General features: G+C 62.0%; 26 protein-coding genes and 1 tRNA gene. 13 read left to right on the forward strand and 14 right to left on the reverse strand.

From position 1 onward, the window contains the following. Positions 1-66: 66 nt before the first annotated feature. A complete protein-coding gene (locus tag ACMGFM_RS13600; protein ID WP_436903190.1) occupies positions 67-417 on the forward strand; it encodes a winged helix-turn-helix transcriptional regulator in 351 nt (116 codons plus the stop codon). Between the two features lie 3 nt (positions 418-420). Here ACMGFM_RS13600 and ACMGFM_RS13605 read toward each other — a convergent pair whose 3' ends face one another. Together ACMGFM_RS13605 and rnz are read right to left on the reverse strand one after the other, a co-directional pair. Then, entirely contained in the window at positions 421-876 is a 456-nt protein-coding gene (locus tag ACMGFM_RS13605) for a DUF2391 family protein (protein ID WP_436903191.1), read from the reverse strand. A gap of 82 nt (positions 877-958) precedes the next feature. Then, positions 959-1,915, reverse strand: a complete 957-nt coding sequence (gene rnz, locus ACMGFM_RS13610; protein ID WP_436903335.1) for a ribonuclease Z — start codon at positions 1,913-1,915, stop codon at positions 959-961. A 119-nt stretch (positions 1,916-2,034) separates the two neighbouring features. Here rnz and ftsZ point away from each other — a divergent pair, with 119 nt between their 5' ends. The 5 genes from ftsZ to ACMGFM_RS13635 all read left to right on the forward strand — a co-directional run bounded on the left by ftsZ (position 2,035) and on the right by ACMGFM_RS13635 (position 6,279). Beyond that, positions 2,035-3,195 (forward strand): cell division protein FtsZ, encoded by a 1,161-nt coding sequence (gene ftsZ / locus ACMGFM_RS13615; protein ID WP_436903192.1) that lies wholly within the window; start codon positions 2,035-2,037, stop codon positions 3,193-3,195. An 82-nt stretch (positions 3,196-3,277) separates the two neighbouring features. Continuing rightward, a complete protein-coding gene (locus ACMGFM_RS13620) occupies positions 3,278-5,014 on the forward strand; it encodes a Rieske (2Fe-2S) protein (RefSeq protein ID WP_436903193.1) in 1,737 nt (578 codons plus the stop codon). A 235-nt stretch (positions 5,015-5,249) separates the two neighbouring features. After that, positions 5,250-5,423, forward strand: a complete 174-nt coding sequence (locus ACMGFM_RS13625; RefSeq protein ID WP_436903194.1) for a protein translocase SEC61 complex subunit gamma — start codon at positions 5,250-5,252, stop codon at positions 5,421-5,423. Then, complete coding sequence (locus ACMGFM_RS13630; RefSeq protein ID WP_436903195.1) at positions 5,423-5,860, forward strand: transcription elongation factor Spt5; 438 nt, start codon at positions 5,423-5,425, stop codon at positions 5,858-5,860. Before ACMGFM_RS13625 ends, ACMGFM_RS13630 begins: the two co-directional genes overlap by 1 nt. Before the next feature lie 140 nt (positions 5,861-6,000). Next, positions 6,001-6,279 carry a hypothetical protein gene (locus ACMGFM_RS13635; RefSeq protein WP_436903196.1) on the forward strand — a complete coding sequence of 93 codons (279 nt, stop codon included), beginning with the start codon at positions 6,001-6,003 and terminating at the stop codon, positions 6,277-6,279. Here ACMGFM_RS13635 and ACMGFM_RS13640 read toward each other — a convergent pair whose 3' ends face one another. The 3 genes from ACMGFM_RS13640 to ACMGFM_RS13650 all read right to left on the reverse strand — a co-directional run bounded on the left by ACMGFM_RS13640 (position 6,280) and on the right by ACMGFM_RS13650 (position 8,731). Next, positions 6,280-7,776 carry a methyl-accepting chemotaxis protein gene (locus ACMGFM_RS13640; protein ID WP_436903197.1) on the reverse strand — a complete coding sequence of 499 codons (1,497 nt, stop codon included), beginning with the start codon at positions 7,774-7,776 and terminating at the stop codon, positions 6,280-6,282. Between the two features lie 98 nt (positions 7,777-7,874). Continuing rightward, positions 7,875-8,171, reverse strand: a complete 297-nt coding sequence (locus tag ACMGFM_RS13645) for a DUF7565 family protein (RefSeq protein WP_436903198.1) — start codon at positions 8,169-8,171, stop codon at positions 7,875-7,877. A gap of 56 nt (positions 8,172-8,227) precedes the next feature. Next, positions 8,228-8,731, reverse strand: a complete 504-nt coding sequence (locus ACMGFM_RS13650; RefSeq protein WP_436903199.1) for a DUF7858 family protein — start codon at positions 8,729-8,731, stop codon at positions 8,228-8,230. A 173-nt stretch (positions 8,732-8,904) separates the two neighbouring features. Between ACMGFM_RS13650 and ACMGFM_RS13655 the strand changes: the two genes are divergently transcribed. Beyond that, the gene (locus ACMGFM_RS13655) at positions 8,905-9,774 is read left to right on the forward strand and encodes a transcription initiation factor IIB (protein ID WP_436903200.1); all 870 of its coding nucleotides are present in this window, start codon (positions 8,905-8,907) and stop codon (positions 9,772-9,774) included. Here the strand turns inward: ACMGFM_RS13655 and ACMGFM_RS13660 are convergent. The 3 genes from ACMGFM_RS13660 to ACMGFM_RS13670 form a co-directional block, all read right to left on the reverse strand. Further along, positions 9,771-11,465, reverse strand: a complete 1,695-nt coding sequence (locus ACMGFM_RS13660) for an acyl-CoA carboxylase subunit beta (RefSeq protein WP_436903201.1) — start codon at positions 11,463-11,465, stop codon at positions 9,771-9,773. The genes ACMGFM_RS13655 and ACMGFM_RS13660 overlap by 4 nt on opposite strands. Positions 11,466-11,591: 126 nt before the next feature. Then, a complete protein-coding gene (locus tag ACMGFM_RS13665) occupies positions 11,592-11,960 on the reverse strand; it encodes an Hsp20/alpha crystallin family protein (protein ID WP_436903202.1) in 369 nt (122 codons plus the stop codon). 242 nt (positions 11,961-12,202) lie between these two features. After that, positions 12,203-12,305: transfer RNA gene (locus ACMGFM_RS13670), tRNA-Asn, on the reverse strand. Positions 12,306-12,397: 92 nt separating this feature from the next. Here ACMGFM_RS13670 and cca point away from each other — a divergent pair. After that, positions 12,398-13,759: a CCA tRNA nucleotidyltransferase gene (gene cca / locus ACMGFM_RS13675; RefSeq protein WP_436903203.1), complete on the forward strand. Its 1,362-nt coding sequence runs from the start codon at positions 12,398-12,400 to the stop codon at positions 13,757-13,759. Positions 13,760-13,765: 6 nt separating this feature from the next. Here cca and ACMGFM_RS13680 read toward each other — a convergent pair whose 3' ends face one another. After that, a complete protein-coding gene (locus ACMGFM_RS13680) occupies positions 13,766-14,428 on the reverse strand; it encodes an Sjogren's syndrome/scleroderma autoantigen 1 family protein (protein WP_436903204.1) in 663 nt (220 codons plus the stop codon). A gap of 90 nt (positions 14,429-14,518) precedes the next feature. On the opposite strand from ACMGFM_RS13680, the gene ACMGFM_RS13685 reads away from it, so the two are divergent. Beyond that, positions 14,519-16,675, forward strand: coding sequence for an acetyl-CoA hydrolase/transferase C-terminal domain-containing protein (locus ACMGFM_RS13685; RefSeq protein WP_436903206.1), 2,157 nt, complete (start codon positions 14,519-14,521; stop codon positions 16,673-16,675). Here the strand turns inward: ACMGFM_RS13685 and ACMGFM_RS13690 are convergent. Next, the gene (locus tag ACMGFM_RS13690) at positions 16,672-17,316 is read right to left on the reverse strand and encodes a DUF2306 domain-containing protein (protein ID WP_436903207.1); all 645 of its coding nucleotides are present in this window, start codon (positions 17,314-17,316) and stop codon (positions 16,672-16,674) included. The two genes, ACMGFM_RS13685 and ACMGFM_RS13690, sit on opposite strands and share 4 nt — an antisense overlap. Positions 17,317-17,743: 427 nt before the next feature. After that, positions 17,744-18,913 carry an alpha-hydroxy-acid oxidizing protein gene (locus ACMGFM_RS13695; RefSeq protein WP_436903208.1) on the reverse strand — a complete coding sequence of 390 codons (1,170 nt, stop codon included), beginning with the start codon at positions 18,911-18,913 and terminating at the stop codon, positions 17,744-17,746. A 112-nt stretch (positions 18,914-19,025) separates the two neighbouring features. Between ACMGFM_RS13695 and leuS the strand changes: the two genes are divergently transcribed. From leuS to ACMGFM_RS13715, 4 genes are read left to right on the forward strand one after another with little or no spacing between them, the layout of a single operon-like run. Continuing rightward, positions 19,026-21,662, forward strand: a complete 2,637-nt coding sequence (gene leuS / locus ACMGFM_RS13700) for a leucine--tRNA ligase (protein WP_436903209.1) — start codon at positions 19,026-19,028, stop codon at positions 21,660-21,662. A gap of 43 nt (positions 21,663-21,705) precedes the next feature. Beyond that, positions 21,706-22,713 (forward strand): sodium:calcium antiporter, encoded by a 1,008-nt coding sequence (locus tag ACMGFM_RS13705; protein ID WP_436903210.1) that lies wholly within the window; start codon positions 21,706-21,708, stop codon positions 22,711-22,713. A gap of 60 nt (positions 22,714-22,773) precedes the next feature. Further along, on the forward strand, positions 22,774-23,082 hold the full coding sequence (locus ACMGFM_RS13710; RefSeq protein WP_436903211.1) for a 30S ribosomal protein S24e: 309 nt from the start codon (positions 22,774-22,776) through the stop codon (positions 23,080-23,082). A 1-nt stretch (position 23,083) separates the two neighbouring features. Then, the gene (locus ACMGFM_RS13715; RefSeq protein ID WP_436903212.1) at positions 23,084-23,218 is read left to right on the forward strand and encodes a 30S ribosomal protein S27ae; all 135 of its coding nucleotides are present in this window, start codon (positions 23,084-23,086) and stop codon (positions 23,216-23,218) included. 28 nt (positions 23,219-23,246) lie between these two features. Here ACMGFM_RS13715 and ACMGFM_RS13720 read toward each other — a convergent pair whose 3' ends face one another. From ACMGFM_RS13720 to ACMGFM_RS13730, 3 genes are read right to left on the reverse strand one after another with little or no spacing between them, the layout of a single operon-like run. Continuing rightward, the gene (locus ACMGFM_RS13720) at positions 23,247-24,431 is read right to left on the reverse strand and encodes an ABC transporter permease (protein WP_436903213.1); all 1,185 of its coding nucleotides are present in this window, start codon (positions 24,429-24,431) and stop codon (positions 23,247-23,249) included. Beyond that, the gene (locus tag ACMGFM_RS13725) at positions 24,415-25,116 is read right to left on the reverse strand and encodes an ABC transporter ATP-binding protein (RefSeq protein ID WP_436903214.1); all 702 of its coding nucleotides are present in this window, start codon (positions 25,114-25,116) and stop codon (positions 24,415-24,417) included. The genes ACMGFM_RS13720 and ACMGFM_RS13725 overlap by 17 nt, the downstream gene beginning before the upstream one ends. Further along, on the reverse strand, positions 25,113-26,960 hold the full coding sequence (locus tag ACMGFM_RS13730; RefSeq protein ID WP_436903215.1) for a CARDB domain-containing protein: 1,848 nt from the start codon (positions 26,958-26,960) through the stop codon (positions 25,113-25,115). The genes ACMGFM_RS13725 and ACMGFM_RS13730 overlap by 4 nt, the downstream gene beginning before the upstream one ends. Positions 26,961-26,985: the final 25 nt, after the last annotated feature.

Raw genomic sequence — 26,985 nt, forward strand, 5'->3', positions numbered from 1 at the left:
GTGTTATCTGGTTCGGTTCGGAACCTATTTATCTCTCTACCGATAAGTCACTAACACATCGTTACTATGTCACAGCAAGCAGCCACTCCTGAGGAGAGTATCGAAGAGAAGAACGAGGGTGCGTGTCCGGTCGTCGAGGCAGTCGAAGAGATTGGCTCGCAGTGGCGACTCGTTATTCTCCACGACCTGCAGGAGGGCGAAAAGCGGTTCAACGAACTGAAACGCTCGACAGGCGCGAGTTCGCGAACGCTCTCGCGGGTACTGGACGACCTCGAAGATGTCGAGCTGGTCGACCGCCGCGTCGAAGAACAGCCGATTGCGACCTACTACAGCCTCACCGAGAAAGGCGAGGCGCTCTGTCCGGTCATGGACACGCTCGAAGACTGGGCCGATGAGTGGGTCGAGCCGGGTAACTGACGCTCACTTCGCGAACACGCTGTCTGCGGTTGCCGCGCCGACGACGCTGAAGAGTGCGCCGACGCTGATTGCTTTGAGCGTCACTAGCAGCACTTCTCTGCGCGTTTCGAGGTCACCGAGAAACGTGTCTGGAGCGTCGAACAACAACGCCAGAATAGCGACCGCGCCGAAGGAGACGACCATCAGCGAGATGAACCGAACCGGGACCCCAGCAATCTCCTGTTCGTCGTCGATATCGCGGGTCGTGTCGGCTTTGTACAGTGTGGCGTAGCCAATCGCGAAGACGACGCTGGTAGTCGCCAGCGCGTGCCAGATACTCATATTCGACGCCAGCACCCACACCTCCTCGGTGACGACGAACGGGCCGGCGAGCAAGAAGCCGCCGACAATCTGCTGGGCAGAGTCGGCAAGTCGAAAGCCGCGAGGTCGACGGGGCCGTGGCGGCCGCCACTTCACCATCGCTGCCTCCCTGTCTGGTCCCGTCGGTCACGCATTGCCCTGTACTCTGTACGGCCGCGGCTTTGCTCTTCTGGTCGCAGCCTCAATCGAGTCGCTCCATCGAGAACGCTCGGTCGGCGTCGGGATAGGGAATGTCGACGCGCATCCCGTCGTCGGCCATGAACACACGACCGTCGAAGACCTCCTCGGCCTGGTCTTCCAGTTGCCAGTCCCTGCCAGTGTATCGCGTCGAGAGATGAGTCAGCGCCAGCCGTTTTGCCCCGGCATCACGGGCGACAGTCGCGGCTTCTCGTGCCGTGGAGTGGGCGGTTTTCTGTGCGCGGTCGTGGTGGTCGTCGCCGAAGGTGGCGTCGTGGACGAGCAGGTCCGCACCCTCGGCAGCCTCGATAACCGACTCCGCTGGGCGGGTGTCGCCAGTGTAGACGAACGTACGACCGGGGCGGGGTGGCCCGACAACTTCCTCGGGTTCGATTGTCCGGCCGTCGTGCTCGACAGCCTCGCCACGGTGGAGTTTCGAGTACTCCGGGCCGGGTGACAGGCCGAACTCTTCTTCGGCCTTTTCGCGGTCAAACCGACCCTTCCGGTCGTCCTCGACGAGCGCGTAGCCGACGGCAGTGGTCCGGTGGTCGACGCCGATAGCCCGAACCTCGTACTCCTCGCGGTCGACGATGGTATCGCCTGCTTCGACCTGGCGGATTCGGACCGGGTAGGAGGGTTGCTCGCCTGTCGGAGCGATGAGTTGCTGAACGCGACTGCGCGTTCCGGCGGGGGCGTGGACGGCCAGCGGTCGGTCGCGTTCGTTGAAATCCCACGTCTGGAGCAGTCCCGCAAGTCCGAGAACGTGGTCGCCGTGCAGATGGCTCAGAAAAATGTGGCCAACGTCAAAACCAGTCTCGAAGCGCATCATTTGTCGCTGTGTCCCTTCACCGCAGTCGAACAGCAGGCGGTCGCCCTCGCGCTCGACGAGAATCGCCGTCGGATTGCGCTCGGTCGTCGGAACCGCGCCGCTGGTCCCGAGGAAGGTCACTCGCATCGTCAGATGCTGGGTGACCGACGGATAAACGCGTATCGACTCACGGTTTCGGCAAGCACCCGTCAGACAAGCGTCAGACAATGGGGAAAACCTATAAGAATCCTCCTGCTATGCGCGTACAAATAATGGATTCCATAATCGATGATGCAATTGACGAAGCCGAAGAAGAAGACGAGTCTGCGGAGGCCGACCCCGCAGAGCAGGAGACAACAAGCACGGACGAACAACCGTCAACGTCGGGGCAGATGACCGATGACGAGCTGGCATCGGTCGTTAAAGACCTCGAAACGAAGATTACGGTCGTCGGCTGTGGCGGTGCCGGGGGGAACACCGTCACCCGAATGATGGAGGAAGGAATCCACGGCGCGAAACTCGTTGCGGCAAACACCGACGCTCAGCACCTCGCGGACGAGGTCCAGGCTGACACCAAGATTCTCATCGGCAAGAAACGAACCGGCGGCCGGGGAGCAGGCTCGGTCCCGAAAATCGGTGAGGAGGCCGCACAGGAGAATATCGAGGACATCCAGCAGTCTATTGACGGCTCTGATATGGTCTTCGTCACTGCCGGACTCGGCGGTGGGACCGGAACCGGCGCGGCACCGGTCGTCGCACAGGCTGCACAGGACTCCGGCGCACTGACGATCTCGATCGTTACGATTCCGTTCACCGCCGAAGGTGAGCGACGCCGTGCAAACGCCGACGCTGGTCTCGAACGCCTCCGCTCTGTCTCTGACACTGTCATCGTCGTGCCGAACGACCGACTGCTCGATTACGCACCGTCGATGCCGCTGCAGGACGCCTTCAAAATCTGTGACCGCGTGCTGATGCGCTCGGTCAAGGGCATGACTGAACTGATTACCAAACCCGGACTGGTCAACGTCGACTTCGCTGACGTTCGGACCATTATGGAGAATGGTGGCGTCGCGATGATTGGACTGGGCGAATCTGATTCAGAGAACAAAGCACAGGACTCGATCCGTTCTGCACTCAGGTCGCCGCTGCTCGACGTCGAGTTCGACGGCGCGAACTCTGCGCTGGTCAACGTCGTCGGTGGCCCCGACATGAGTATCGAAGAGGCCGAAGGTGTCGTCGAAGAGATTTACGACCGAATCGACCCGGACGCACGGATTATCTGGGGCGCGTCGGTCAACCAGGAGTTCGAGGGCAAGATGGAGACGATGATTGTCGTCACGGGCGTCGAGAGCCCACAGATTTACGGCAAAAGCGAGGCCGAACGCGAACAGGCCGCCAAGCAGATGGGCGACGATATCGACTACGTCGAATAACACCGCCGTCGGAACGTATTGGTGTATTTTAAAAAATTCATCTCAGCAAACCTTTAGGTTCGTCTCGGCCCTTAGTGAGCGTATGTCTAGCACGAACTACACACATGTCACCGATGTCGCCGCACTGCAGGACGAGGGGCGGGAAGTCGTCTCTGCGGACGGGCAGTCCGTCGTGTTGTTCTACCACGAAGGGTCGGTCTACGCCGTCGACAACCGCTGTCCACACATGGGATTTCCGCTCTCGAAGGGCACTGTCGAAGAGGGGGTGTTGACCTGTCACTGGCATCACGCCCGCTTCGAGTTGGCCTGCGGGGATACCTTCGACATCTGGGCTGACGATGTCCAGACCTACCCGACAAAAGTTCGCGACGGCAAGGTCCTGCTCGACCCCAACCCGGAACCCGACGTGCCGCCGGAGACGTACTGGCGCAACCGACTTGTCGATGGGTTGCGCGAGAATCTCTCGCTGGTGATGGCGAAGGGGGTAATCAATCTCGACTCGCTGGGCGAGGGGTTCGAGACGCCACTGGAGACGACACTGGAGTTTGGTGTCAGCTACCGCAACGCTGGCTGGGGGCGAGGGCTGACCACGCTTGGCGCGATGGCGACGTTACACCGCTGGCTCGAACGCTCGGACAAACAGCGGGCGATGTACGTCGGCGCGCGGGAGGTTGCGTCGAACTGTGCGGGCGAACCGCCACGGTTCGAGCAGTACGAACTCACCAACCAGACCCTCTCGAAGCAGCGACTCAAAGAGTGGTTCCGAGAGAACTGCGAGGTCCGTGACGAGAACGGGGCCGAGCGCACACTCCGGACCGCCGCCGCGGTGTTGTCGCCGGCGGAGACGGTCGAACTCCTGCTGGCTGGGGCGACTGACCATCTCTATCTCAACCAGAGTCACACGCTGGATTTCATCAACAAAGCTTGCGAGACGCTGGACCACGTCGGCTGGGACCGCGCGCCCGACGTGCTCGGCGCTGTCGTTCCACAGATAACCGCCGCGAGCCGGGCCGAGGAACAGCAGGCGTGGCGCAAACCCGTCGATGTTGCGTCGCTGGTCTTCGACGCCCACGAGCGCTTGCCTGACCTCGTCGACACCGGCCGCCGCCGCGAGTGGGAGCGACCCGGGGACTTTGTCGAGCAGTTACTCGCCGAGGACCCGGAAGCCATCATCGACTACCTGACGACGGCTATCGAGGCGGGTGCGAGTGCCGAACAACTGACCGACGCCGTTGCACGAGCAGCGACGCGGCGGGTCGCACAGTTCGCCACCAGCAACGAGTTCAACGACTGGAACACCGTCCATCACACGTTCAGTTACGCGAATGCAGCCCACGAACTCGCGCGGCGAACAGACGCCATCGAGGCGTACCGCCCGGCTTTCGACGCCGCGATGAGCGTCTATCTCGACCGATTTCTCAACTCCCCGGCGGCACCGCTGCCCGACCCCGAATCGACCAACCGCAATCCGGATGCGATTCGTACCGAACTACTCGCCGCGTTCGACGAACAGGGGCGGGTCAACGACGCTGGCCGACTCGTCGCGGAACACTTCGCGAGCGACGGAGACGCCGAGACACTCATCGAAACACTCGGGACGGGACTGTTGCGCGAGGACCCGCAGTTCCACACGCTGCAGAATCTTGAGGGAGCAATCCGCCGGTTCGACCGTGCGGATAGCACGGCTGGCAAGCAACTGCCGCTCGTTGCCGCCGCCCGCTACATGAGCGCCCACTACCCGACGCGACGCGAGGCCAACCAGACGTTCAATATCGCACGCCGACTCCATCGCGGCGAGACGCTGCACGACGCGGAGTGAGGGTGGCGCAGCAGAGACCGTCGACCGCAGTTCGACCTGCCGGAGTCGTCGGTTGATAGTTCGAGCGGAGCAGCATCCGCGCGAGCGGAGCGAGCGCGGTTCTCGGAACTGAGCGAAGCGAAGTTCCGGCCTTTTTCATCGACGTTTTTCAAGGAGCGGTTCGCCGAAGGCGAACCCGACGCAGAAAAAGGTCGTGTCGAAGGAGTCAAATAGATCCGCAAGAGTACATTCGAATATGAATACGCCGACAGATTTGAGTTCGTACACGCGAGTGTTGAAACTCGCGAGTACGCCGTCTCGGGAGGAGTTCTGGCAGGTGGCGAAGATTGCCGGTGGGGGCATCGCGCTCGTTGGCCTCATGGGCTTTCTCATCTTCGTCTTCATGAGCTTCGTCCCGGGTGGTCCCTGATGGGTATCTACGCCGTCAAAACCACCGCAAGTCAAGAACAGACTGTCGCGGATATGATCATCAACCGCGAGGAGCAGACAATCCACGCCGCGCTGGCTCCTGACTCGGTCACCTCCTACGTGATGGTCGAAGCCGACGACTTCTCGGTGTTCGACCGCATCCTCGACGAAATTCCCCACGCCAACGGTGTCGTGGAGGGTCAGACCTCGATGGCCGAAGTCGAGCACTTCCTCTCGCCGACGCCTGACGTCGAGGGCATCGCCGAAAGTGACATTGTCGAACTCATCGCCGGTCCGTTCAAGGGCGAGAAGGCACAGGTGCAGCGCATCGACGAGGGCAAAGACCAGGTTACAGTCGAACTGTACGAGGCGACGGTCCCGATTCCAGTCACTGTGCGAGGCGACCAGATTCGCGTGCTGGATTCTGAAGAGCGGTAGGGTGTCGCCGCGAAGACGGCCTGTAAACGGTATTTTCGGTTTGCCCCTGTTCTACACCTAACTTGTTAGTGTTCGTTTTGCAACTAGCACCTAATTGGATAGGTGGTAGAGATAGGTGGGTAGGGTACATTGTATAGAGTATGATGAACACCGACAACGCAGCTGACACAGACGAAGCAAGTTACACCGAGTTTGGCGAAGCAGTCACGCGCCTGCAGGAGTCGATGGATGGACTCAGCACCGACATGAGTGGCCTCGAACGTGCAACACAGAAACTTGCAGACTCGACACAGGACCTCAGCGAAACACAGCGAGAAATTTCGGACCAGATGGCCCGGACAGCCGACGAGATTCGCACCGCAAACCGCTCGACGGCCCGGATCAGTGCTTCGTCGACCGCCGCACCTGCCGACGACTGATCACTGTCGACCGTCGCTAAGCTGACTGACCGTCTGGTGGATATCGTCCGCCTGCTGGGCCTGTTCACGGCTCACGTCAGCAACGTGTGACACCTCGTCGGACACTTCTTCTGCTCGGTCGACGACCTGATTGAGCATACTCGCAATTTCCTCGGTGCTCGCCGCCTGGTCGTCAGTCGCTGCCGAAACCTGCTCGATACCACGGGCTGTTTCCTCGACGGCTTCCACAACTGTGGTCAGTTCGTCGGTCGCTGCCTGCACCTGGTCGATCCCCTTTTCGACCTGCTCGTTCGTCTCCTGCAGACTCTCGATTGTCTCTTCGGTATCAGCTTTGATCTGGTCGACCATCGACTCGATTTCTCCGGCCTGTTGCTGGGACTCCTCGGCGAGTGATTTCACCTCGTCGGCGACGACAGCGAACCCTTCGCCGGCCTCGCCTGCGCGTGCGGCCTCGATCGAGGCGTTCAACGCGAGCATATTGGTCTGCTCGGCGATGTCGTCGATCACCTCGACGACCTGGTCGATTTCCTCGGTCCGGTCGCGGAGGCGCTGGACGTCTTCAGCGACGGTATCGGCCGAGTCGGAAACGTCGGTCATCACCGACTCTGTCGTCTCGGTGGTCTCCTGAATCCGGGCCGTGACCTCTTCGGCGTCGGTCGCGGTGGCGGCAACCTGGTCGCTCGTCGAGGCAATCTCTTCGATGGTCGCCGAGAGCGAACTCACCTCTTCGCTGACCTGTGCCAAGGCGTCGGACTGGTCGCTGGAGAGTTCTGAAATTCGTTCACTGCTGTCGGCAACCTCGTCGACCGAGCTGTTGAGGTCGCCGGTACGGTCCGCGACATCGGCGACAATCCCTTTCAGCCGGCTCGCCATCTCGTTGAGTGACTCGACCACGCCGAGCAGTTCTGCGTCGAGATAGTCGGTCTCCTCGACGTGGGCTCTGGCGTCGAGATTACCGGCCTCGATTTCGCTCATCGTTGCCTGTAACTCTTTGACCATCCCCCGGAGTTGCTGTTGTTGGTGTTCGTCTTCTGTCCGGTCGTGAATCATTTCGACGACGCCGACGAGTTCCCCGCCATCGTACATCGGGGCTGCGCTGAACTCGATGTGGCGACTCTCGCCGTTGGCGTCTTGCATTACACTCTGGTCGGCGTACAACGTGTACTCGACATCCCCAACGCGGGGGACACCGTACTCCTCGTCGGCGGATTCGGGTGCTTCGACAACCTTCTCGGCGAGTGTCATCGACCGCCGGCCGTCGTGATAGAACGCGGGGCCAACGTAGCCCGTCTCTCTGTCTTTGCGAATCGCGTCTTCCATCGAATCGCCGGTCAACTGCGCGCAGGCGCGATTCCAGTGCGTCAACCGTCCTTTCCCGTCAACCACGAACAGCGGCGTGTCGATGTGGTCGAGAATCGCGTGGTAATCCAGCGGCACGTCCGGTCGGTCGGTTCCGGCCGTCATTCTATCGGCGGTACTGTTCTCGTTGGTACCCATTGATCGAGAGCACTTTACGGACGCTGATAAATTCGACGCACGATTATCAGGATTTATTGTTGTAAGGGATACAACAACAGAAATCGCGCTCGACCCAGTTACCGGGTTCCGTCGAGTCGGTCGACCACTTCCCGGATGTCGGCAGCGTCTTCGATTTCTTCTTTGACCTCCTCGCGGCGGCGGACTTCGGCGGCAGAGGCCTCGTAGGCGCGGACGTACTCCGCCCGGGAGTGTTCCTCGAATGCGTGTTTGATCGCAAAATAGCCGTCCGGAACGACCGTGCCACAGACCTTGCACTCGATACGGTCGTGTTCGGCAGCCTGGTGGGTCATCAGGTCCTCGACGCGGTCGAACGTCGCGTTGTCCCCGTCGATACCACACGTCCAGTGTGTCATACCGAAACATCTTCACCCGGCCTACTAAAGCGTTGGCTCCCGATTCTCACCACTGATCAGAGCAGGTCGGTCGTCTCGCTCATCGTCTCCGCCAGCGGACGCTGCTTGTTGGTCTGGTGTGCCGCGAGCACGCCTTCGACTGCTGCACAGGCGTCTTCGAGTGGGTCGTGTGTCTCGACGTAGACCGCAAGTCCGAACTCGTTCTCACCGAGTTGGCTCAACTCCATGGCCTCCGTCCGCGAGAGTTGCCCCGCAATCCAGTCCTGGATGATCTCTGCCCCGAGTGGACTCACCGGCGAGACTGACTCACCGAGCAGGTGGAGTGTCTTTGCTGCCGTTACTGGCGCGACGCCGGCGGCACGTCCCGCTTCGCCGACTGACTTCCCTTCGCTGTACCGTTCGAGGATAGTCGCTGCCGCCTCTGCCGAACAGGGAAACTCCGAAGCAAATGGCGCTAACCGCTCGGCGAGGCTCGCGTCGGTCGTGTCCACCGTTGCCGGACTGTGTTCCTCTTGGCTCTCCGTGACCTCGATGCCGGCCGCGATTTCCGACAGTCCCATCGTGTGTATGTCGGCTGTTCTTCCGTATTAAATGATAGCTTTCGCTGCGGGCCGGCTGAGTACTCACCGGGCTATCACCTACCGGTTACCGGTAGGTTCGATTTCGGCCAACCAGCAACAAGCTCCGGTTCCTCCTTCTGTTTAAATGCTCACTCGGCCCCAACTCTCTCGTGATGACAGCTACGGTCACCCAGAGTTGTCCCGAATGCGAGGGTCGCCTGCGAGCAGACGACTGCGAGACGGTCTGTACCCAGTGTGGGCTGGTCGTCGACGAGCACGCAATCGATCCCGGCCCAGAGTGGCGCTCGTTCGAGGACGACAGCGAAAATCCCGAGCGCACCGGCGCACCGCTGACACGCTCCCGGCACGACAAAGGACTCTCCACTGAGATTGGTCACTCGAACCGACTCACTGGCCGCAAACGCCGACGCGTCGCCCGGATGCGCCGCCAGCACAAACGGACCCAGATTCGGAGCAAAGCCGAACGCAACCAGGTGTATGCGTTCACTGAAATCCGCCGGCTGGTGAGTCGTCTCGACCTGCCCGAACACGTGCAGGAACAGTCCTGCGCTCTGTTCGAGTCCGCCCAGTCAGCGGACCTGTTGCAGGGCCGCTCCATCGAGGGATTCGCGGCGGCAGTCGTCTACGCTACCTGCCGCACCGCTTCAGTCTCTCGGACGGCCAGCGAAATCACCGACGCGGCCAAGTCGACCCGTGCGGAACTCGACGCCGCCTACGACGCGATGAACCGCGAACTGGGACTGCCGACCGGCCCAATCGACCCACGGGAGTATCTCGCTCGCTTTGCGAGCAAACTCGATATCCCCACGGACATCGAACAACACGCCCGCGAACTCGCGACGGGCCTGCGCGAACGTGGCGAGGACACCGGACGCAACCCCGGCGGCGTCGCGGCGGCCTGCCTGTACACCGCGGCACAGCGGGCGGGCCACAACCTCACTCAGCAAGAAGCGGCCGACGTCGCGGATGTCACGCCCGTCACGCTGCGGCATACCTACAAACGCCTCGAAGCTGACGACTAGAACAGCACTGTCCCGTGATACCGGTCGCGGTCGGTGCGGCGCTTGTTCTGCAGCGTTTCCAGCCGCGCGCCCAGTTGGTCGCGCAGGTCGCCCGCCGGCAACAACTCGTCTACCTGCATCTTCGAGGCCTGTGCGCGAATGTCGATCTGTTTGTCGTACTCGGCGCGCATCATTTCGACGAACTCCGCACGCTCCTCGGCGTCCATCTCTTCCATCTGTTCGGCAAACAGCGCGTTCACGGCGGCGTCTGGTCCCATTACAGCAACTTCGGCGCTCGGGAGTGCGAGCGTCGCGTCCGGGCCGAAGGAGGGGCCGGCCATCGCGTAGATGCCCGCGCCGTAGGCTTTGCGGGTGATGACACACAGCTGCGGCACCTGCGCGTTCGAGGTGGCGTAGATGAACTTCCGGCCCTTCTGGAGGACGCCCTGTTTCTCGACGGCACTGCCGACCATGAACCCGGGCGTGTCACAGAGATACACCAGCGGGATACCGAAGGCGTCACAACTCCAGACGAATCCCGCTCCCTTCTCGGCGGAATCCGGAAAGATAGCACCGCTTTTCGCGGCAGGCTGGTTGGCGACGAAGCCAACCGGTCGCCCGTCGATTCGCCCCAGTCCGGTGACCAACTCGGGCGCAAACTCCGGTTTCAACTCGAACCACGAATTCTCGTCAACCAGCCGTTCGATGACGTTGTTCACGTCGTAGGCCTCGTCGGGGTCGTCGGGAATCTCCGTGTCCAGCCCCTTCGGATTGACCGCCGGCTTGGCTGGTGGACGGGTCGGCAACTCGGCGTTGTGTCGCTGTGGCAGATAGCCAAGCAGGTCCCGAACCGACTCGGCGGCGGCAGCCTCGTCAGAAACGACGAGGTCGGCGCTGCCGGACTCCCGAGCGTGGACGCGCGGTCCGCCCAGTTCTTGCATCGTCGTCTGCTCGCCGGTGACTGCCTCGACGACCCGCGGGCTGGCAATCGCCATTCCGGCGATTTCCTCGACCATAATCAGGTAATCACAGAAGACGGGGGTGTACGCCGACCCGGCGATATCCGGGCCGTACAGCACCCCAATCTGTGGCACCTGGCCGGAGTGGATGCACTGATTGTAGAACATCTTGCCGCCACGGTAGCGGTCCATGTGAGTGTCGCCCTCCTCGCGCTCGTCGAGGTTCAACCGCGCTCCGGTCGAGTCGATGAGTCGCAGGATTGGTGCGCCCGCCTCGACCGCTCGCTCGGCCAGTCGAATCTCCTTCTCGACGCCCATCTGGCCCAGCGACCCAGCCTTGACCGTGTAGTCGTGCGCCGCGAAGAAGACCTGCCGGCCGTGAATCTTCCCGACGCCGGTGATGAGCCCGTCGGCTGGCAGTTCGTCGCCGGCGGAGTGTCTGGCGAAGGTGCCGTCCTCGTAGCTAATCTCGTCGAAGATACGGTCCAGTCGGTCGCGCACGAACAGCTTTCCGAGTTCGTTGATTTTCTCGTGACCGCGCTCTGGCCCCCCGGAGAGAATCTGCTCGATTTCGTCCCGTAACTGCTGCTCACGGTCGGTAATAACCGGGTCGCCGTACTTCTCGCCGCCGGCGCTGGCGACGGACTCGTCGTTGACGACCAGGTCAACCTCCTGCCCGAGATGGTTCGCGAGCGCGCTCGCGATTGCGCGTGCACTCTCCTCGTCCGGTGGTGCGTCGATATTGATTTTCATTTCTCCCACCGGTGGTCCCCTGAATACACCATACCTCGGTACTCGAACGCGACCGGTAAAATAGTAGCCCGTAGTTATCACTGCACGAGGGGTCGCGACGGAAAAAATGGGTGTCGGGAGTGAGTGTTAGCTCGTAATCTCGATTTCACGGCCGGAGACGACAGCCTCCTCGACTGGAAGCCGCATTTCGAGGATACCGTTCGTGTACTCGGCGGTAATTTCCTCGTCAGCGACCGATTTCGGGAAGCGGAACCGCTGGTGATAGGTGCGCCGTTCCCCTCGCTGTTCGTCGTCGTGTTCCGCCGCGATATTCAGTACGCCGCTGTCCCAGGAGGCGGTTATCTCCTCGGGGTCGAAGCCCGGAAGCTCGACGCTGAGCACGAACTCGTTGTCCTCCTCGTACAGTTCGTAGTCGTTACTACCAGTTTCGAGCAGTTGGCTTGGGAAATCGAGACTCTGCATCCAGGAGCTTGGTGCTGTTCGTGGCAATGCCATTACTGATCACCTCACTACATGAGATAATTGTTCGCGGTTCTATATAAATGTTATGCTGGTCCGTCCGCGAGAAAGTCGTTCTCTGTGACCGCCGCCAGGACTCAAACCGAGGTAAGACGGTTCTGCTCGCCTCAGTTCTTCGGCTGCGCGGACTGCGACTTGCGTGTTCGAGTCTGCCGAGTCGCGGTTTCGTCGTTCACTGACGGTTCGCTCCGCTCACCGTGTTGTTCACGACAGAAACACGCCACCGCCAGGACTCGAACCTGGGACAACCACGTATCTGCGGCACGCAGACAACCTACGCACCGTAACAGCGTGGTGCTCTACCAACTGAGCTACGGCGGCACGCATTCTTTGATAGATGGGGTTTTTTGATAGGCGTTTCGCTTCCGTCCTGCACCGACACGCTTTCACGCACCTGCCGGCAAGCGATGGACATGAGCGACGAGTTCGACGCAACCGTCAAGCGCGTCCGCGAGCGCGTCGAGCCCGCTGACGACGAGCGTGAGCGACTGGCAGCCGTGACCGAGGAGCTAACCGACCGCGCACGCGAGGCCATCACTGACCGCGCAGTCGAGGCAGATGTCGTCCGCGTCGGCTCGACAGCCCGGAATACGTGGCTGGCTGGCGACCGCGACATCGACCTGTTTGTCCGCTTTCCGTCGGATCTGGACCGCGAGGAGCTGGAATCTCACGGTCTCGCCATCGGCCACGAGGTGCTGCCCGACGGCCGCGAAGAGTACGCCGAACATCCCTACGTCGTCGGCGAGTTCGAGGGTTTCGCGGTCGACCTCGTCCCCTGCTACGATGTCGAGGACGCTGCTGACATTCGGTCGGCCGTCGACCGAACGCCGTTTCATACTGAGTACATCAGCGAGCGCCTGACGCCCGACCTCGCGAGTGATGTCCGCGTCTGCAAGCAGTTTTTCACCGGAATCGGCGCCTACGGCAGTGATTTGAAAACGCGTGGTTTCTCTGGCTTTCTGACCGAACTGCTCGTCGTCGAGTATGGCGGCTTCCGGCCGCTCGTCGAAGCCGCGACAGCGTGGCAACCGCCCGTCGAATTCGACCCTGAAGAACACGCTACGGAGACGTTCGATGACCCGATGGTGATGATCGACCCGACTGACCCCGGACGGAACGTCGCCGCTGTCCTCTCGGCTTCCAACGTTGCCCGGGTCCAACACTTCGCCCGGGAACTACTCGCTGCCCCCCGCGACTCGCTGTTCACCGAGGCACAGCCTGACGCACTCGCTTCGGACGCTGTCGCGGCGGAATTCGAGCGCCGGGGGACGACGCCGATGGCGATCCGCTTCGCCGCGCCGGATATCGTCGACGACCAACTCTGGCCCCAACTCGAACGCTCCAGACAGGGGATTCGTGAGGAACTCGACCGACGTGGCTTCGACGTGCTCCGGGCGGCTGCGTTCGCCGACGACGGCACCGCCGTCCTCCTGCTTGAACTCGCCGTCGCCGAGCGACCCGCTGTCGAGCGCCACGAGGGACCGCCGGTCCACGTCGGGGAGCACGCCGAGCGCTTTTACGACGCCTACGCCGACGATGATGTTTACGGGCCGTTCATCGAGGGCGACCGCTACGTCGTCGAGCGCGAGCGCGCGGTCACCTCGGCAGTCGACCTGCTCGATAGCGACGCGCTGTTCGATGTCGCACTCGGTGCGCACGTCGAGTCTGCACTCCAATCGGAGTACGACCTGCTCGTCGGTGAGGACGTTGCAACACTCGCAGACTCGTTTGGAACTGAACTGGCGCGGTATCTCGACCCGACACCACGAAACTAAGACTCGCTACTGGCGCAGTGCTGCCAGTGCCTCGGCCGCTTCGCGCGCGGCGGCAAGATGCTCCTGTGCTCTGGCCGGGTCGTCAGCGGCGGCGGCCTGCTGGCTAAATCGGGTGAGTGTTTGCACGAGCGACTCTCGTGCCGCGGCGACGCCTGGTTCGGCTCCGGCCTGCTGACTGGCTTGTGGACTGGCGGGTGGCTGGGTCGGCTGCGCTGGCTGATTTTGGGTTCCAGTCTGCTGGGTCTGCTGTGGCGGCTCAGTCTGGCGGTTGGCGGGCTGACGCGGCTGCTGTGGAGTCTCCTCGTTGACGGGCTGGTCGGACGTTGCCTGTCCGTTTTCGGCTGGCTGCTCGCCCTCTTCGCTCTGCCCGAAGGAGACGCGCGCGTCGTTACTCGGTGTCGTCACCTGGATGCTGTCATCATCCTCACTGTCCTCCTCGTCGTCGCTCTGGGTCTCCCTGTCGACTGGTTTTTCACACGTAGGACAGAATTCCTGTTCTTCGTAGCGGAAGATTGGGTCGCCACACTCCGAGCAGTGGGCGTTGGTCATCGTCGCGCCCTGCAGGAGCAGTTCGCTCATCTGCTCGGTCGCCTGGCGTTTCTGCTTGTCTCGCTCGTATTTTTCTTCTAACTTCTCACGTTCGGCTTCTTTGTCGAATTCGTCGCTCATGCTTGAACGAACGCGACGACGCGGAAAATGTGTTGTGACGTGACATCGGTTCCAAACCGTTGATGTAGGCGGGTGCTAAAGATGGCCGACATGGCGACTACGTACGACGACCCCGAGGCGATTGTCGACGCGATTCTGGACGAACTCGGGACCGACATCGTCGTCGGGACACCGCTTGGCATCGGGAAGGCGAATCATATCCTCAACGAACTCGTCGACCGTGCGCTGGCGGACCCGGAGATCGAACTCTCTATCTGGACGGCACTGACACTCTCGAAACCTGAGCCCGGAAGCGACCTCGAACGCCGCCTCCTCGACCCGATTCTCGACCGACTGTTCGGCTCGTACCCGAACCTCCGCTACGCCGAGTTGCTGGACGAGCAGGAACTTCCGGAGAATATCGAAGTTCACCAGTTCTACTTCCCGCCGGGTCGGCACATGGACAACCCCGACGCCCAGCAGGCCCACCACAGCGTCAACTACACCCACGCACTGCGGGCGTTCCGAGAGGCCGAACCGAATCTGTTGCTCCAGCTCGTCGGCGCGGGCGAATACGAGGGCGAGATGCACTACAACATTGGCTCGAACACCGACATCTCCCACGACCTCATCGCGTCGATGCGAGAGGCCCGCGAACGTGGCGAGCGCGAAACGATGGTCGTCGGCGAACGTTCCGAAGAGATGCCGTTCATGTACGGTGACGCGCCGGTTCCGACCGACAAATTCGACGCCGTCCTCGACAGCGACACCGAAACCACGCTGTTCGGCCCGCCAAACGAGGCGGTCAGCTACGCCGACCAGGCGATCGGCCTGCGAGTCAGTACGCTGTTGCGTGACGGCGGTACACTCCAGATTGGAATTGGCTCGCTCGGTGACGCCATCGGCTGGGCAACCCAACTCCGACACACCGACAACGACACCTACCGCGACATCATCGCAGACATCGACGCCACGGACGGTTCGCTCGTCGACGAACTCGGCGGCCTCGACCCCTTCGAGGAAGGGCTGTACGGCGCAACGGAGATGTTCGTACAGGCCTTTCTCGAACTCTATAACGCGGGTGTTCTCTCCCGAGAAGTCTACGACGACCCGACAATCCAGCGTCTCGCCGAGGAAGATGTCTTTGCCGAAGGCATCACCCTCGAAACGCTGGACCGACTGCTCGCCGAGGGGACACTCTCACCGGACCTCGACGCCGACGATGTTGCGTTCCTCAAGCAGTGGGGCATCTTCTCCGAGGACGTCACCTACGACGACGACCGTCTACAGGTCGCTGGCGAATCGATCCCGGCGAACCTCGGTCGGAGCGAAGCCCGCAGTGCCATCGCCGAGCACGCTCTTGGTGACTCGCTGTCTGGTGGTCGTGTCCTGCACGGCGGTTTCTTCATGGGTGCCCAGCAGTTCTACGAGGGACTGCGCGACCTCTCGCCCGACCGCCGCCGCAAACTCGCGATGACCAGCGTCCAGTTCACCAACGCGCTGTACGGTAACCAAGAACTGAAACGCCGCCAGCGCCGCCACGCTCGCTTCGTCAATACGGGCATGAAGGCGACAGTCACCGGCGGTGTTGCGTCCGACGGAACTGGCGACGGGCGGGTCGTCAGCGGCGTCGGCGGCCAGTTCAACTTCGTCAATCAGGCCCACGAACTCGACGACGGCCGCTCGATTATCATGATTCGCGCGACCCGACAGAGCGACGGTGAGCCCGAATCGAACATCGTCTTCAACTACGGCCACATCACCATCCCACGCCATCTCCGGGATATCGTCGTCACCGAGTACGGCGTTGCTGACCTCCGGGGGAAATCCGACGCCGAGGTGATTGCCGAGATGATTTCGATTGCTGACTCACGATTTCAGGACAAACTCATCGAACAGGCCAAAGACGCCGGCAAACTCCCGAAGGAGTGGGAACTCCCCGAAGACGCTCGCAACAACTACCCCGAAACAATCGAGTCGGCGCTGGCGCCCTACCGCGACGACGGGGCGCTCCCCCGGTTTCCGTACGGCTCGGACCTCACCGAGGAAGAACAGGCGCTGGCCCGCTCGCTGCAAGGGTTAGAGTCTGCTGTGGGTGGCGGCGGTCTCCCCGACATCTCTGCCCGAAATCTCCCGAAAGCGTTGTTTACACCGAGTGCAGCGCTCCCGTATCTCGACCGGATGGGGCTGGCGTCGCCGTCAACGCCCAAAGAATTCGCGTACAAACGGCTGGTCACGCTCGCACTCGCTGAAGAAGGACTACTCTAAGTCCCTGCGTTCGGCGCGAACACGGGGCGGTAGTGGTTGACCGCGTACACAATCAGCGGTGTCCCGACTGCCGTCGGTCCAAGCCAGCGCGCCAGTGGTGGCAGCATGGTCAGGTTGACAGTGACTGTTGCGGTGACGGTTGCGATGTAGCCCCCGCCCATGTAGGTGATATGGCGGTCGATCCACGGCGCGCCGCCGGCTCGCCGCAGTGTCCACAACTCCCGGACCGCGAGCACGATACCAATCACGCCGAAGACGACGAGTACCGGTCCCAGTTCGACGGTCCCAAGACCGCCCGTTGCGAGCATCACCGCCCCCGCGGAGAGCATCGATCCCTGTAACAGGTAATCTCGCTTGGTCGGCCGCTCGACCCGACGGCGTCGTCGACGGATAATCCGATAACCCGAAACGACGAGATAGCCGCTGAAGATTGCGATTGCGAGCAGAAACCAGCTCTCGATCCACACGGCCAGCGGGACGGCAGTCACGACGACGACGCCCATCGCCGCGACGTAGGCCTTTCCGGCCGTGTTGTGTCGATTCCTCCCTTTTTTAGTCGCGATTGCGCCCAGGCCCGCCAGCAGCGCGAGGACGCCAGCCAGTACGTGGACGCCGAGTACTATACCGGTCTCCAGTGACATAACTGCGCTTCGTCGGCAACTGAAAAAGGAATTGGGCCAAGATGTTGGGCCGCATACTGGTGGCTGTACAAAAACTCACACCGGTGTGTCGGCTATTTTCAGAATGTACCGCTCCCAGTAGACTGTCATCGAACAAGTCCCACACCGACCTTTTGACCCGTTGAACTGGTTGGTACAGCCATCTTTTTCATCGTCGCCTTTCCTCGCGGCCTTTCGGCCGCTGCGGGAAGACTCCTTGAAAAACATGGGTGAAAAAGGCCGACGGCTCGGCTATTCCTCGCCGTCGGTGAAACGCCTCGCTTCGCTCGGCGTATGCTCAACACACCGCAAATCACTCAATATGCCTCGCTACGTACCAGCGTATTCAGCCAGTTCTCCGAGAAAACAACAACCGGCTGGATCGTTGTCCGACAGTTTGGCCACCAGTTTACAGTTCGCTCTCGTGCGTAACCGCGCTCCGGTCAATTTTCGAGACAGCGTCTCGGCCCGCAAGTCCCATCGTCAGGTCGAAGTCGGCGAGCGTATTTTGCAGGACGTGCTCGACGCCGGCCTGTCCGCCGACAGCCAGTCCGTAGATGAACGGTCGCCCGAGTAGCCCGACATCCGCGCCGACCGCAAGCGCACGGAACAGGTCCGACCCGCGTCGGAGCCCGGAATCGAAGGTGATGGTCGTCTCGTCACCCACGCGGTCAGCAATCGCCGGCAGCGCCTCGATTGCGGTAATCGAGCCGTCGACTTGCCGGCCGCCGTGGGTGGAGACACCGATACCTTCCGCACCTGCGTCGACAGCCTTCTCGGCGTCGTCGGGGTGCAGGACGCCCTTGATGTGGACCGGGAGGTCGGTGTTCTCGAAGACAAAGGACAGGTCCTCCCACGTCAGCGAGGAGTCGCCGAAGATGTCGAGGAAGTGCTGGACTGCGGCTTCGGTATCTTCCTCCGGCGGGTTGTCGAGCTGTGAGCGGAACTCGGGGTCGCTGAAGTAGTTGGCCACGCCGTCGCCGTTGAGGAACGGGTAGTAGCCGCGCTCGATGAGTCGCTCGCGCCAGCCCAAAATTGGTGCGTCAACTGTCACGACGATACCGTCGTAGCCAGACTCCTCTGCACGATTCAGGAACGAGCGGGCGATATCCTCGTCCGAGGACCAGTAGAACTGGAAGTATTTCGGCGTGTCACCGAGTTCTTCCGCGACATCCTCCATCGGCGTCGAGGACAGCGATGAGAGAATAAAGGGCACGTCCATCTCTCGGGCGGCCCGTGCCGTCGCCAGTTCCCCCTCTTCGTGTGCGAGGTTCTGGATGCCCAGCGGTGTGATTGCCAGCGGGAAGTCGATATCCTGCCCCATGAACTCCGTCGAGAGGTCACGGTCTTCGACACCCTGCAGCATCCGCGGCACGATTCGCCACGCCGAGAAGTCCTGTTCGCGCTCGAAGGTCGTCTCCGACCCCGCTCCACCGTGAATGTAGGCTTTCGCCTCCTCGCTCATTTCCTCGTGAGCGCGCTCGCGCAGGTCCTCGTAACCCACCGGAAAATCCGGTCGTTTGTCCTCGAGCATCCCCTCCCGATAGATTCGGTTCAGCACTTGGTCTCCATATCGCATATCTCGATTGTTGCCCTCCATCAGCAAAGTATTGCCGCTCGCTGCAACGTGTGGTCCGTGTTCCCGCACGTGAATAAATACTAATTTGAGTCGCGGTACTGTTAGACGGTATATGGCCGACAGCGAGCGCGAGTACGACCCGGGTGCGATTGAGGACCAGTGGCAACAGTCGTGGGACGAGGCAGATGTCTTCCGGACGTCGGACGACGCCGAGGACCCCGCGTACGTGCTGGGAATGTTCCCCTACACCTCCGGCAGCCTGCACATGGGCCACGTCCGGAACTACACGATTACCGACGCCTTCGCCCGATACAAGCGAATGCAGGGCGAAGACGTCCTTCACCCGATGGGCTGGGACTCCTTCGGACTGCCAGCTGAAAACGCTGCCGAGGAGCGCGACACGAACCCCGAGGAGTGGACGCTGTCCTGTATCGAGACGATGCGCGAGCAGATGGACGCGATGGGCTTTGGCTACGACTGGGACCGCGAGGTCATGACCTGTGACCCAGCGTACTACCGCTGGAACCAGTGGCTGTTCAAACGCTTCCACGAGGAGGACCTGGTCGAGCGCAAAGCCTCCGAGGTCAACTGGTGTCCCTCCTGTGAGACGGTGCTGGCCGACGAACAGGTCGAAGGCGACGCAGAACTCTGCTGGCGCTGTGATACACCGGTTACGCAGCGCAACCTCGACCAGTGGTTTTTCACAATTACCGACTACGCCGACGAACTGGTCGACGCTATCGACGAACTGGAGGGCTGGCCGGACAGCGTCCGCGCGATGCAGCGTGACTGGATTGGCCGCCAGCACGGCGCTGTCGTTCCCTTCGAGGTGGAGGGCTACGGCGACGTCGACATCTTCACCACCCGACTCGACACGATTCACGGTGCGACCTTCTTCGCGCTCGCGCCCGACAGCGAGATTGCACAGGATATCGCCGCCGAAGACGACGACGTGGCACAGTTCATCGACCACGAGGCCGACCCTGACGGCGACGAACCAAACGGCGTCGCCACAGACCTCACCGCCACTAATCCCGCGACGGGCGAGGAGATTCCCGTCTTTGTCGCGGACTTCGTGCTCTCAGACGTCGGCACTGGCGCGCTGATGGCCGTGCCCGCCCACGACGAACGCGACCACATCTTCGCCACGAAAAAAGGCGTCCCCATCGAGCCAGTGGTCAAACCCGAAGACGGCGACGTTCCCGAAGTGCAGGAAGAAGCCTACACCGAGGACGGCGTCCTCGTCAACTCCGGCGAGTACGACGGGCTGACGAGCGAAGACGCTCGCTCCAAACTCGAAGACGACCTGCCCGGCGCGAGCCACGACACCCAGTACCAACTGCGAGACTGGGGTGTCTCCCGACAGCGCTACTGGGGGACGCCGATTCCCGTCATCCACTGCGACGACTGTGGGCCGGTGATGGTTCCCGACGACCAGTTGCCGGTCGAACTGCCGGAGTTCGTCCAGACGACGGGCAACCCACTCGAAGAAGTCGACGAGTTTGTCGAGACAGAATGTCCAGAGTGTGGCAGTCCTGCCCGCCGAGAGACGGATACGATGGACACCTTCGTCGACTCCTCGTGGTACTTCCTGCGGTACGTCTCGCCGGACCTCGAGGACGCGCCCTTTGACACCGAGCGTGCCAACGACTGGATGCCCGTCGACCAGTACGTCGGCGGCATCGAACACGCCGTGATGCACCTGCTGTACTCCCGGTTCGTGACGAAAGCCGTCGCGGACATGGAGATGCTCGACCACCGCGAACCCTTCGAGCGACTCGTCACGCAGGGGATGGTCCTGCTCGAAGGCGAGAAGATGTCCAAATCGAAGGGCAATGTCGTCTCCCCGCAGAATATCGTCGAGGAGTACGGCGCTGACACCGCCCGCTTGTTCACGATGCAGGCTGCTCGCCCGGAGCGAGAGTTCAACTGGACCGACGAAGGTGTCGAGTCCAGCCATCGCTTCCTCACGCAACTGTACAACGCTGTCGAGGAGTTCGCCGCCGACCCGCCGGCAGGCGACGGCGGTGCTGTCACCGACTACGTCGAGCGCGAATCTGATTACGTCGCCGCCGTTGCCAGCCAGAGCTACGAAGAAATGACCTTCACGGCGGCGCTGCGGGAGGCCCAGGACCTCCTCTCGCTGCTCGACCGATACGGTCGCTACACCGAACCAGAGCCCGACACTGTGCGGCGAGCGCTGGAGACGATTGTTCGCGTTCTCGCACCAGTTGCGCCCCACATCACCGAGGAACTGTGGCGGACGCTCGGTTACGACGACTTCGTTGTCAATGCCTCGTGGCCAGCCTTCGACGGCGACCTGACCGACCTCGAACTCGAACGCGCGCTCATCGAGGAGACGCGCGAGGACGTTCGCCAGATTGTCGATGTCGCCGACATCGCAGACCCATCGGAAGTTGTCATCGCGGTGGCTCCCGAGTGGAAACACGAAGCCCACGAACTCGCCCGTGAGTTCGACGGCGACAACCTCGTCGGCGAGATTATGGGTCGCGAGGAGTTCCGCGAGTACAACGGTGCACCGGAGTACGCCAAGGATCTTCAGGCCGAGCGCCAGTCGCTGACGCGCCAGCTCACCCCTGAGAGCGAGCAGGACGTCCTCGCCCGAGCGACGTGGCTCGTCGCCGAGGAGTTCGACGCCGAGGTGACAGTCCTGAGCGGCGAGGAAGCCAGCAGCGACCTCACCGGCAAGGCCGAACCCGGCCGGCCAGCCATCCGCATCAAAGAGTGACTCTCGAACGCTCGACCTGCGAGGCCGCGAGACGGAGGTTCTGATGGTTGGACTGCTCGGCTCGCTCGCGCTTGCTGGCGTTGCAGTGCTCGTCATCTGGAAGGGCAGCGAGTACTTCGAGGGCGCGGCTCAACAGCTCAGCAAGTACTACGGGCTGCCGGTCGCAGTCCACGGGGCCATCGTCGTTGCTGTCGGCTCTAGCTTTCCCGAGATTAGCTCTATCGTTATCAGCACCGTTGTTCACGGCGAGTTTGCCCTTGGCGTCGGGGCTATTGTCGGGAGTGCGATTTTCAATATTCTCGTGATTCCTGCGGTCTCTGCACTCACCAGCGAAGACCTGAGCGCGACCCGCACCCTCGTTCACAAGGACGCCCAGTTCTACGCGATTAGCATTCTCATCCTGTTTCTCACGTTTGCACTCGGTGCGACCTACGTCCCCGGCGGGACGAACAGCGCGGCGATTCTCACCCCGCAGTTGACCATCCTGCCGCTTGCCACGTACGCTGTCTACATCTTCCTCCACCAGCAGGACGCTGCCGACTACGTCGCCGACACGCGGCCCGAGATTAGCCCGCTCAAGCAGTGGGGAACACTCGCGGTTGCGCTGGTGGTCATCGCTGTCGGTGTCGAGGGGCTGGTTCGTGCGGCGCTCTCGTTTGGCGACATCTTCGACACGCCATCCTTCTTGTGGGGGTTGACCGTCATCGCGGCCGGAACGAGCCTCCCGGATACCTTCGTCAGCGTTCGCGCCGCCCGGAACGACGACAGTGTCACCAGTCTCACAAACGTCCTCGGGAGCAACACGTTCAATCTCCTCGTCGCCATCCCGCTCGGCGTCTTGCTGGCTGGCTCGGCAACAATAAACTTCCTCGTTGCGGTCCCGACGATGGGGTTTCTGGGCGTTGCGACGCTCGTCTTCATCGTCTTCACCCGAACTGACCTCGAACTGACAAACTTGGAGTCCTACGGCTTTCTCGCCCTCTACGGACTATTTCTCCTCTGGATGACGCTCGAATCCACCGGCGTTATCGAAACTGTCCGGGGTATTTGATTGATTACTCTCGCCTTCGAAATCCTTTTAGCCGGTTCGCCGGGAGTATATGACAAGACTATGGATATCGACATCATCGAGGAAACCGAGAATCCGATGTTGCACAGGACAGACGTGACCTTCGAACTCACCCACGAGGAAGCAACGCCGTCGCGACTCTCCGTGCGTGACTCGCTTGCGGCCACGCTCAACAAGGACGCCAACGAAGTCGTAATCCGGAAACTCGACACCAAGTACGGCATGCGAACGACCATCGGCGCTGCGAAGGTCTACGACTCGCCGGAACACGCACAGGATGTCGAGCAGGACCACATGCTCGACCGCAACAAGATCGGCGCTGAGGAAGAGACTGAGGCCGAGGAGGCATAAGATGGCCCGACACGAACTCTACGAGGACGACGGCTCGACCGACCGCGAACAGTGTACTCGCTGCGGCGACTCCTTCCTTGCAGACCATGGTGACCGCCTGCACTGTGGCAAGTGCGGCTACACGGAATGGACCTGAGGGGTAAGTGCGGCTACACCGAGTGGACCTAACCACGGAGCGCTTCGACCGGGCGTTCGCCTGCTGCTTTCCACGCTGGATAGGCACCGCTGATGAGCGCAACGACGATTCCGAAGACGAATCCGCCGACGAGGAACCCGCCGTTGCGTGAGACGAGCACCACGTCGAGTCCAACTGGCGTGACTGCCCACAACAGCAGCGCCGCGAGTCCCGACAGCACTGCCCCAAGGAAGCCACCGATCGCGCCGAGCAGCATTGCCTCCGCAAGTAGCAGTCTGAGCACGCTCTCACGGTGGATGCCGACCGCTCGCATCAGTCCGATCTCACCACGTCGCTCGGCGGTAGACATGAGCATCAGGTTGAAGATACTCACGCCGGCGACAATCAGCGACACGCTCCCGAGTGCGATGAGAAACCGGTTCAGCAGTGTGAAGAACTCAGAAATCGTCGCCAGTAACTCTGAGAGCTCGAAGATGTCGACTCGCTCGGTCCGAACGTTGATCTGGGAGTCGATTTCTGCGGCGACGGTTCTGGCGTCGTCTGGCGAGTCGGCAACGACGACCGCTTGGTCGTAGCCGCCGGTAAACTCTCGCTCTGCGAGGACAATAGCGTTGTTTGCCTGAATCGGCGTGATGTCCTCGCTCGAAGCGAGCAACCCCACGATTCGGTACTGCTCGCCCTCGACATCCACAGTGGAACCGACCTGCAGGTCCAGCGAGTTCGCGACGCTCGTTCCTACGTAGGCACCACCTCGATGGCGGGCCGGCAGCGACTCACCTTCCCCTGTGAACAGCGCCGCCGGATTGTCGATTCCATAAATCTGTGCAGGAGCGCGCTCCCCGCCGGCAGTGACGAGGCTGTTCTCGATGTAGACGGGCACCGCTGTCCCGCGACCGACCGCGGCCCGTTCGACAGTTTGGATCTGCCGCGGCGTCAGCGCGTCAGTCCCCGTCTCGGCGGAGGGTGAGACGATTACCTGATTCCCGATACCGCCGAGTTCCTGACTCGCCGAGAGCTGGAGAACGGTCCCGAACACGCCCAGCACGACGATGACGAACACGCCGATAGCGATGCCCAGCGCAGCGAGAATCGAACGCAGCCGGTTGCGCCGGAGGTTGCGCCAGGCCAGCGCCAGCGCGGGAAACTTCCAGAGCCCGCCGGACATCGCCGACTGCTCGGTGGCAGCCGGCTCTGGGTCAGGTGGCGAAGCCATCGTCACCCTCCCCGAGGCGGCCGTCGACCAGCCTGACCGTCCGGTCGGCGTACTCGGTCACGAGTTCGTCGTGGGTCACGGCAACCACCGCGACGCCGCGCTCACAGATGCGCCTGACCTCCTCCAGAATTTTGACGCCTGTGTCACGGTCGAGGTTGCCTGTCGGTTCGTCAGCCAGCAGAACCTCGGGCTGGTTGATGAGCGCGCGAGCAATCGCGACGCGTTGTTTCTGGCCGCCGGAGAGCTGGTCTGGGGTGTGGTCGAGTCGGTCACCGAGTCCGACCCGGCCGAGCAGGTCGACCGCGCGGTCGGCGTACCGACCGCTCGTGAACGCTGTCGGCAGTGTCACGTTCTCGACGGCGGTCAACGTCGGCAGGAGATGAAAGTCCTGGAAAACGAAGCCGATGGATTCCCGGCGAGCGTCGGTCAACTCCGACTCTGAGAGGTCGGTTACGTCGCGGTCACCCAGCCGGACGACGCCCTCTGTCGGCGCGTCGAGTAACCCGAGCAGATTCAACATCGTGGACTTGCCGCTGCCACTCGGGCCGACGATAGCGAGGAACTCTCCGCCGTAGATGGGCAGGTCGACGTCAGCCAGCGCCGTTACTGTCTCTGCGCCGACGTAGCGCTTGGTGACTGATTCCAGCGTCAGCGCCGGGTCGGCGGCTCGCTGCGTCTCGCTCATGGTCTCCGGACAAAGAGGACAATCACACTCAACAGGAGCAGCAACATCCCGACGACTCCGGCGACGAGTACCGGCGAGGGGGTGTTGTCTACCTCCGGTTTAACCGGGTCCTCCAGCGGAAGGGTGAGCTGTTCGGTTCGCCTGTCACCGTCGACGAAGTAGGTCACCTGCAGTGGAATCTCCGTCGCGTTTTCGGTTACTTCGGCGGTCAACTCGAAAGGAGCGAAGGCGTTTTCGTCAACCTCGCCGACGAAGAAATCCCGGTTCGGATACACTGGGCTGACCTCCTCACTTCCGGCCACCGCGACGACGACGCCCGAGACTGGGCTGGCGCCGGGGTTGCCGATGTCGCCGGTAATTTCGACCTCCTGGCCGCTGGTTTCGAGGTCGACGCCGGTGACGCTGACCGCGCCACGACTCCCGGCTGGGTCGAAGGTAGCTGTCGCAGATGACCGGTTCGCTCCTGCGTTGTAGAACGTCTCGAAGACGACCTCACTGGGCGGCGTCCGGGCGAGTGAGACGGTTACGGATTCCTCCTCTCCGGGCGCGAGTACGTCGGTCACTGGGCGTGGTCCCAGCGAGCGGTTACCGGCCCGCGGGTCGAGCACGACGTTGCTGACCGGTGCGTTGCCGAGGTTGCTGACGACGACGCTGACCGCTCCTCGCTGGTCACTCTCCTCTTGTTGGCCGCTGTTGGCGTTGAGGATGCCATCGACGCCGACACCGAGGTTCTGGGTTTGCTGATTCTGGTCGGCGCGCTGTGTCTCGACGCGCACAGAGACATCCGTCTCAAGTGGTGAGACTGAGAGCACCGTCGAGCGCTGTGTAGTTGCCGCCGTGCCCGCTGCTGTTGTATACGAGACGTTCGTCCGGAGCAACGCCTCGCCAGCGACATCTGGGCGAATCGTGAACGTAATGTCGGACTGTGCGCCTGCGGCCAGCGTCGGCACCACCCGGCGGTTGATAACGGTCTCAGCACCGTCGACACTGACTGTCGTGACGATATTCCTGAGTGTGCTCTGTGTCGGGTTCGAGACGGTCATCGAGATGGTCGAAGCCGTCTCCTGAATGGCAGACCGGTTGTTGATTTCGAGCGCTGGCGCACCGGCCTCGACGACAATCTGTACCGGTCGCGTCACGGTGACGGGTTCGTCGTTGGCGTTCGTGCCAGTCAGTCTGGCCGTGAGTTGTTTCTCTCCCGGGCGCGCGAACGTCGTCGTCAGCGGGACGGTAATCGACTCACCGGCCGATACCGACCCGACGCCGCCCGTGCTCATGAGCGTCTGGTTGCCGTCGAGCAGTTCGACCGTATCCACTGCAAGCGGCTGCGTGCTCCCCGCAGAGTTCCCAACAGTAATTGGGACGGTCACCGGCGCTCCGGCGGTCGGAGTTGCGGGCTGGACGTTCACGTCATCGACAGTCAACCGAACTGCTGGAACTGCCGAGACGACGATGGTCTCCTCGCGGGTGACGCTGACTTCTTCGCCAGCGTCGTCGGTCCCGGTGAACCTGAACGTCACCGTGTATGTCCCGGGTTCGTCGAATGTCGTGGTGAAGGGAACACCCAACGAATCGCCGGGCGAAAGGGTCCCGAGATTACGCTTCGTGTCGATTTCCTCGCCGTCGACCGTTGCGGTGACCGTCGTTATTTCGACGGGTTCGTCACTGCCGACAGAACTTGCGACTGTGGGCGTAATGGTTACCGGTTCCCCGACCGCCGGTTGCGCGGGTGCGGTGGTCACGCCGGAGACGGTCAACTGGGCGTTGGGAACCGCCCCGCCGGGTGCGGCGAGCCCGGCAACGACGACAACTGCAGCAACAGCGGCGAGCGCGCGCCAATCCATACCAAATAGAGGGGTTGGTAACCGT

It is taken from the genome of Halovenus halobia, assembly GCF_051414135.1.
Taxonomy (GTDB): Archaea; Halobacteriota; Halobacteria; order Halobacteriales; family Haloarculaceae; genus Halovenus; species Halovenus halobia.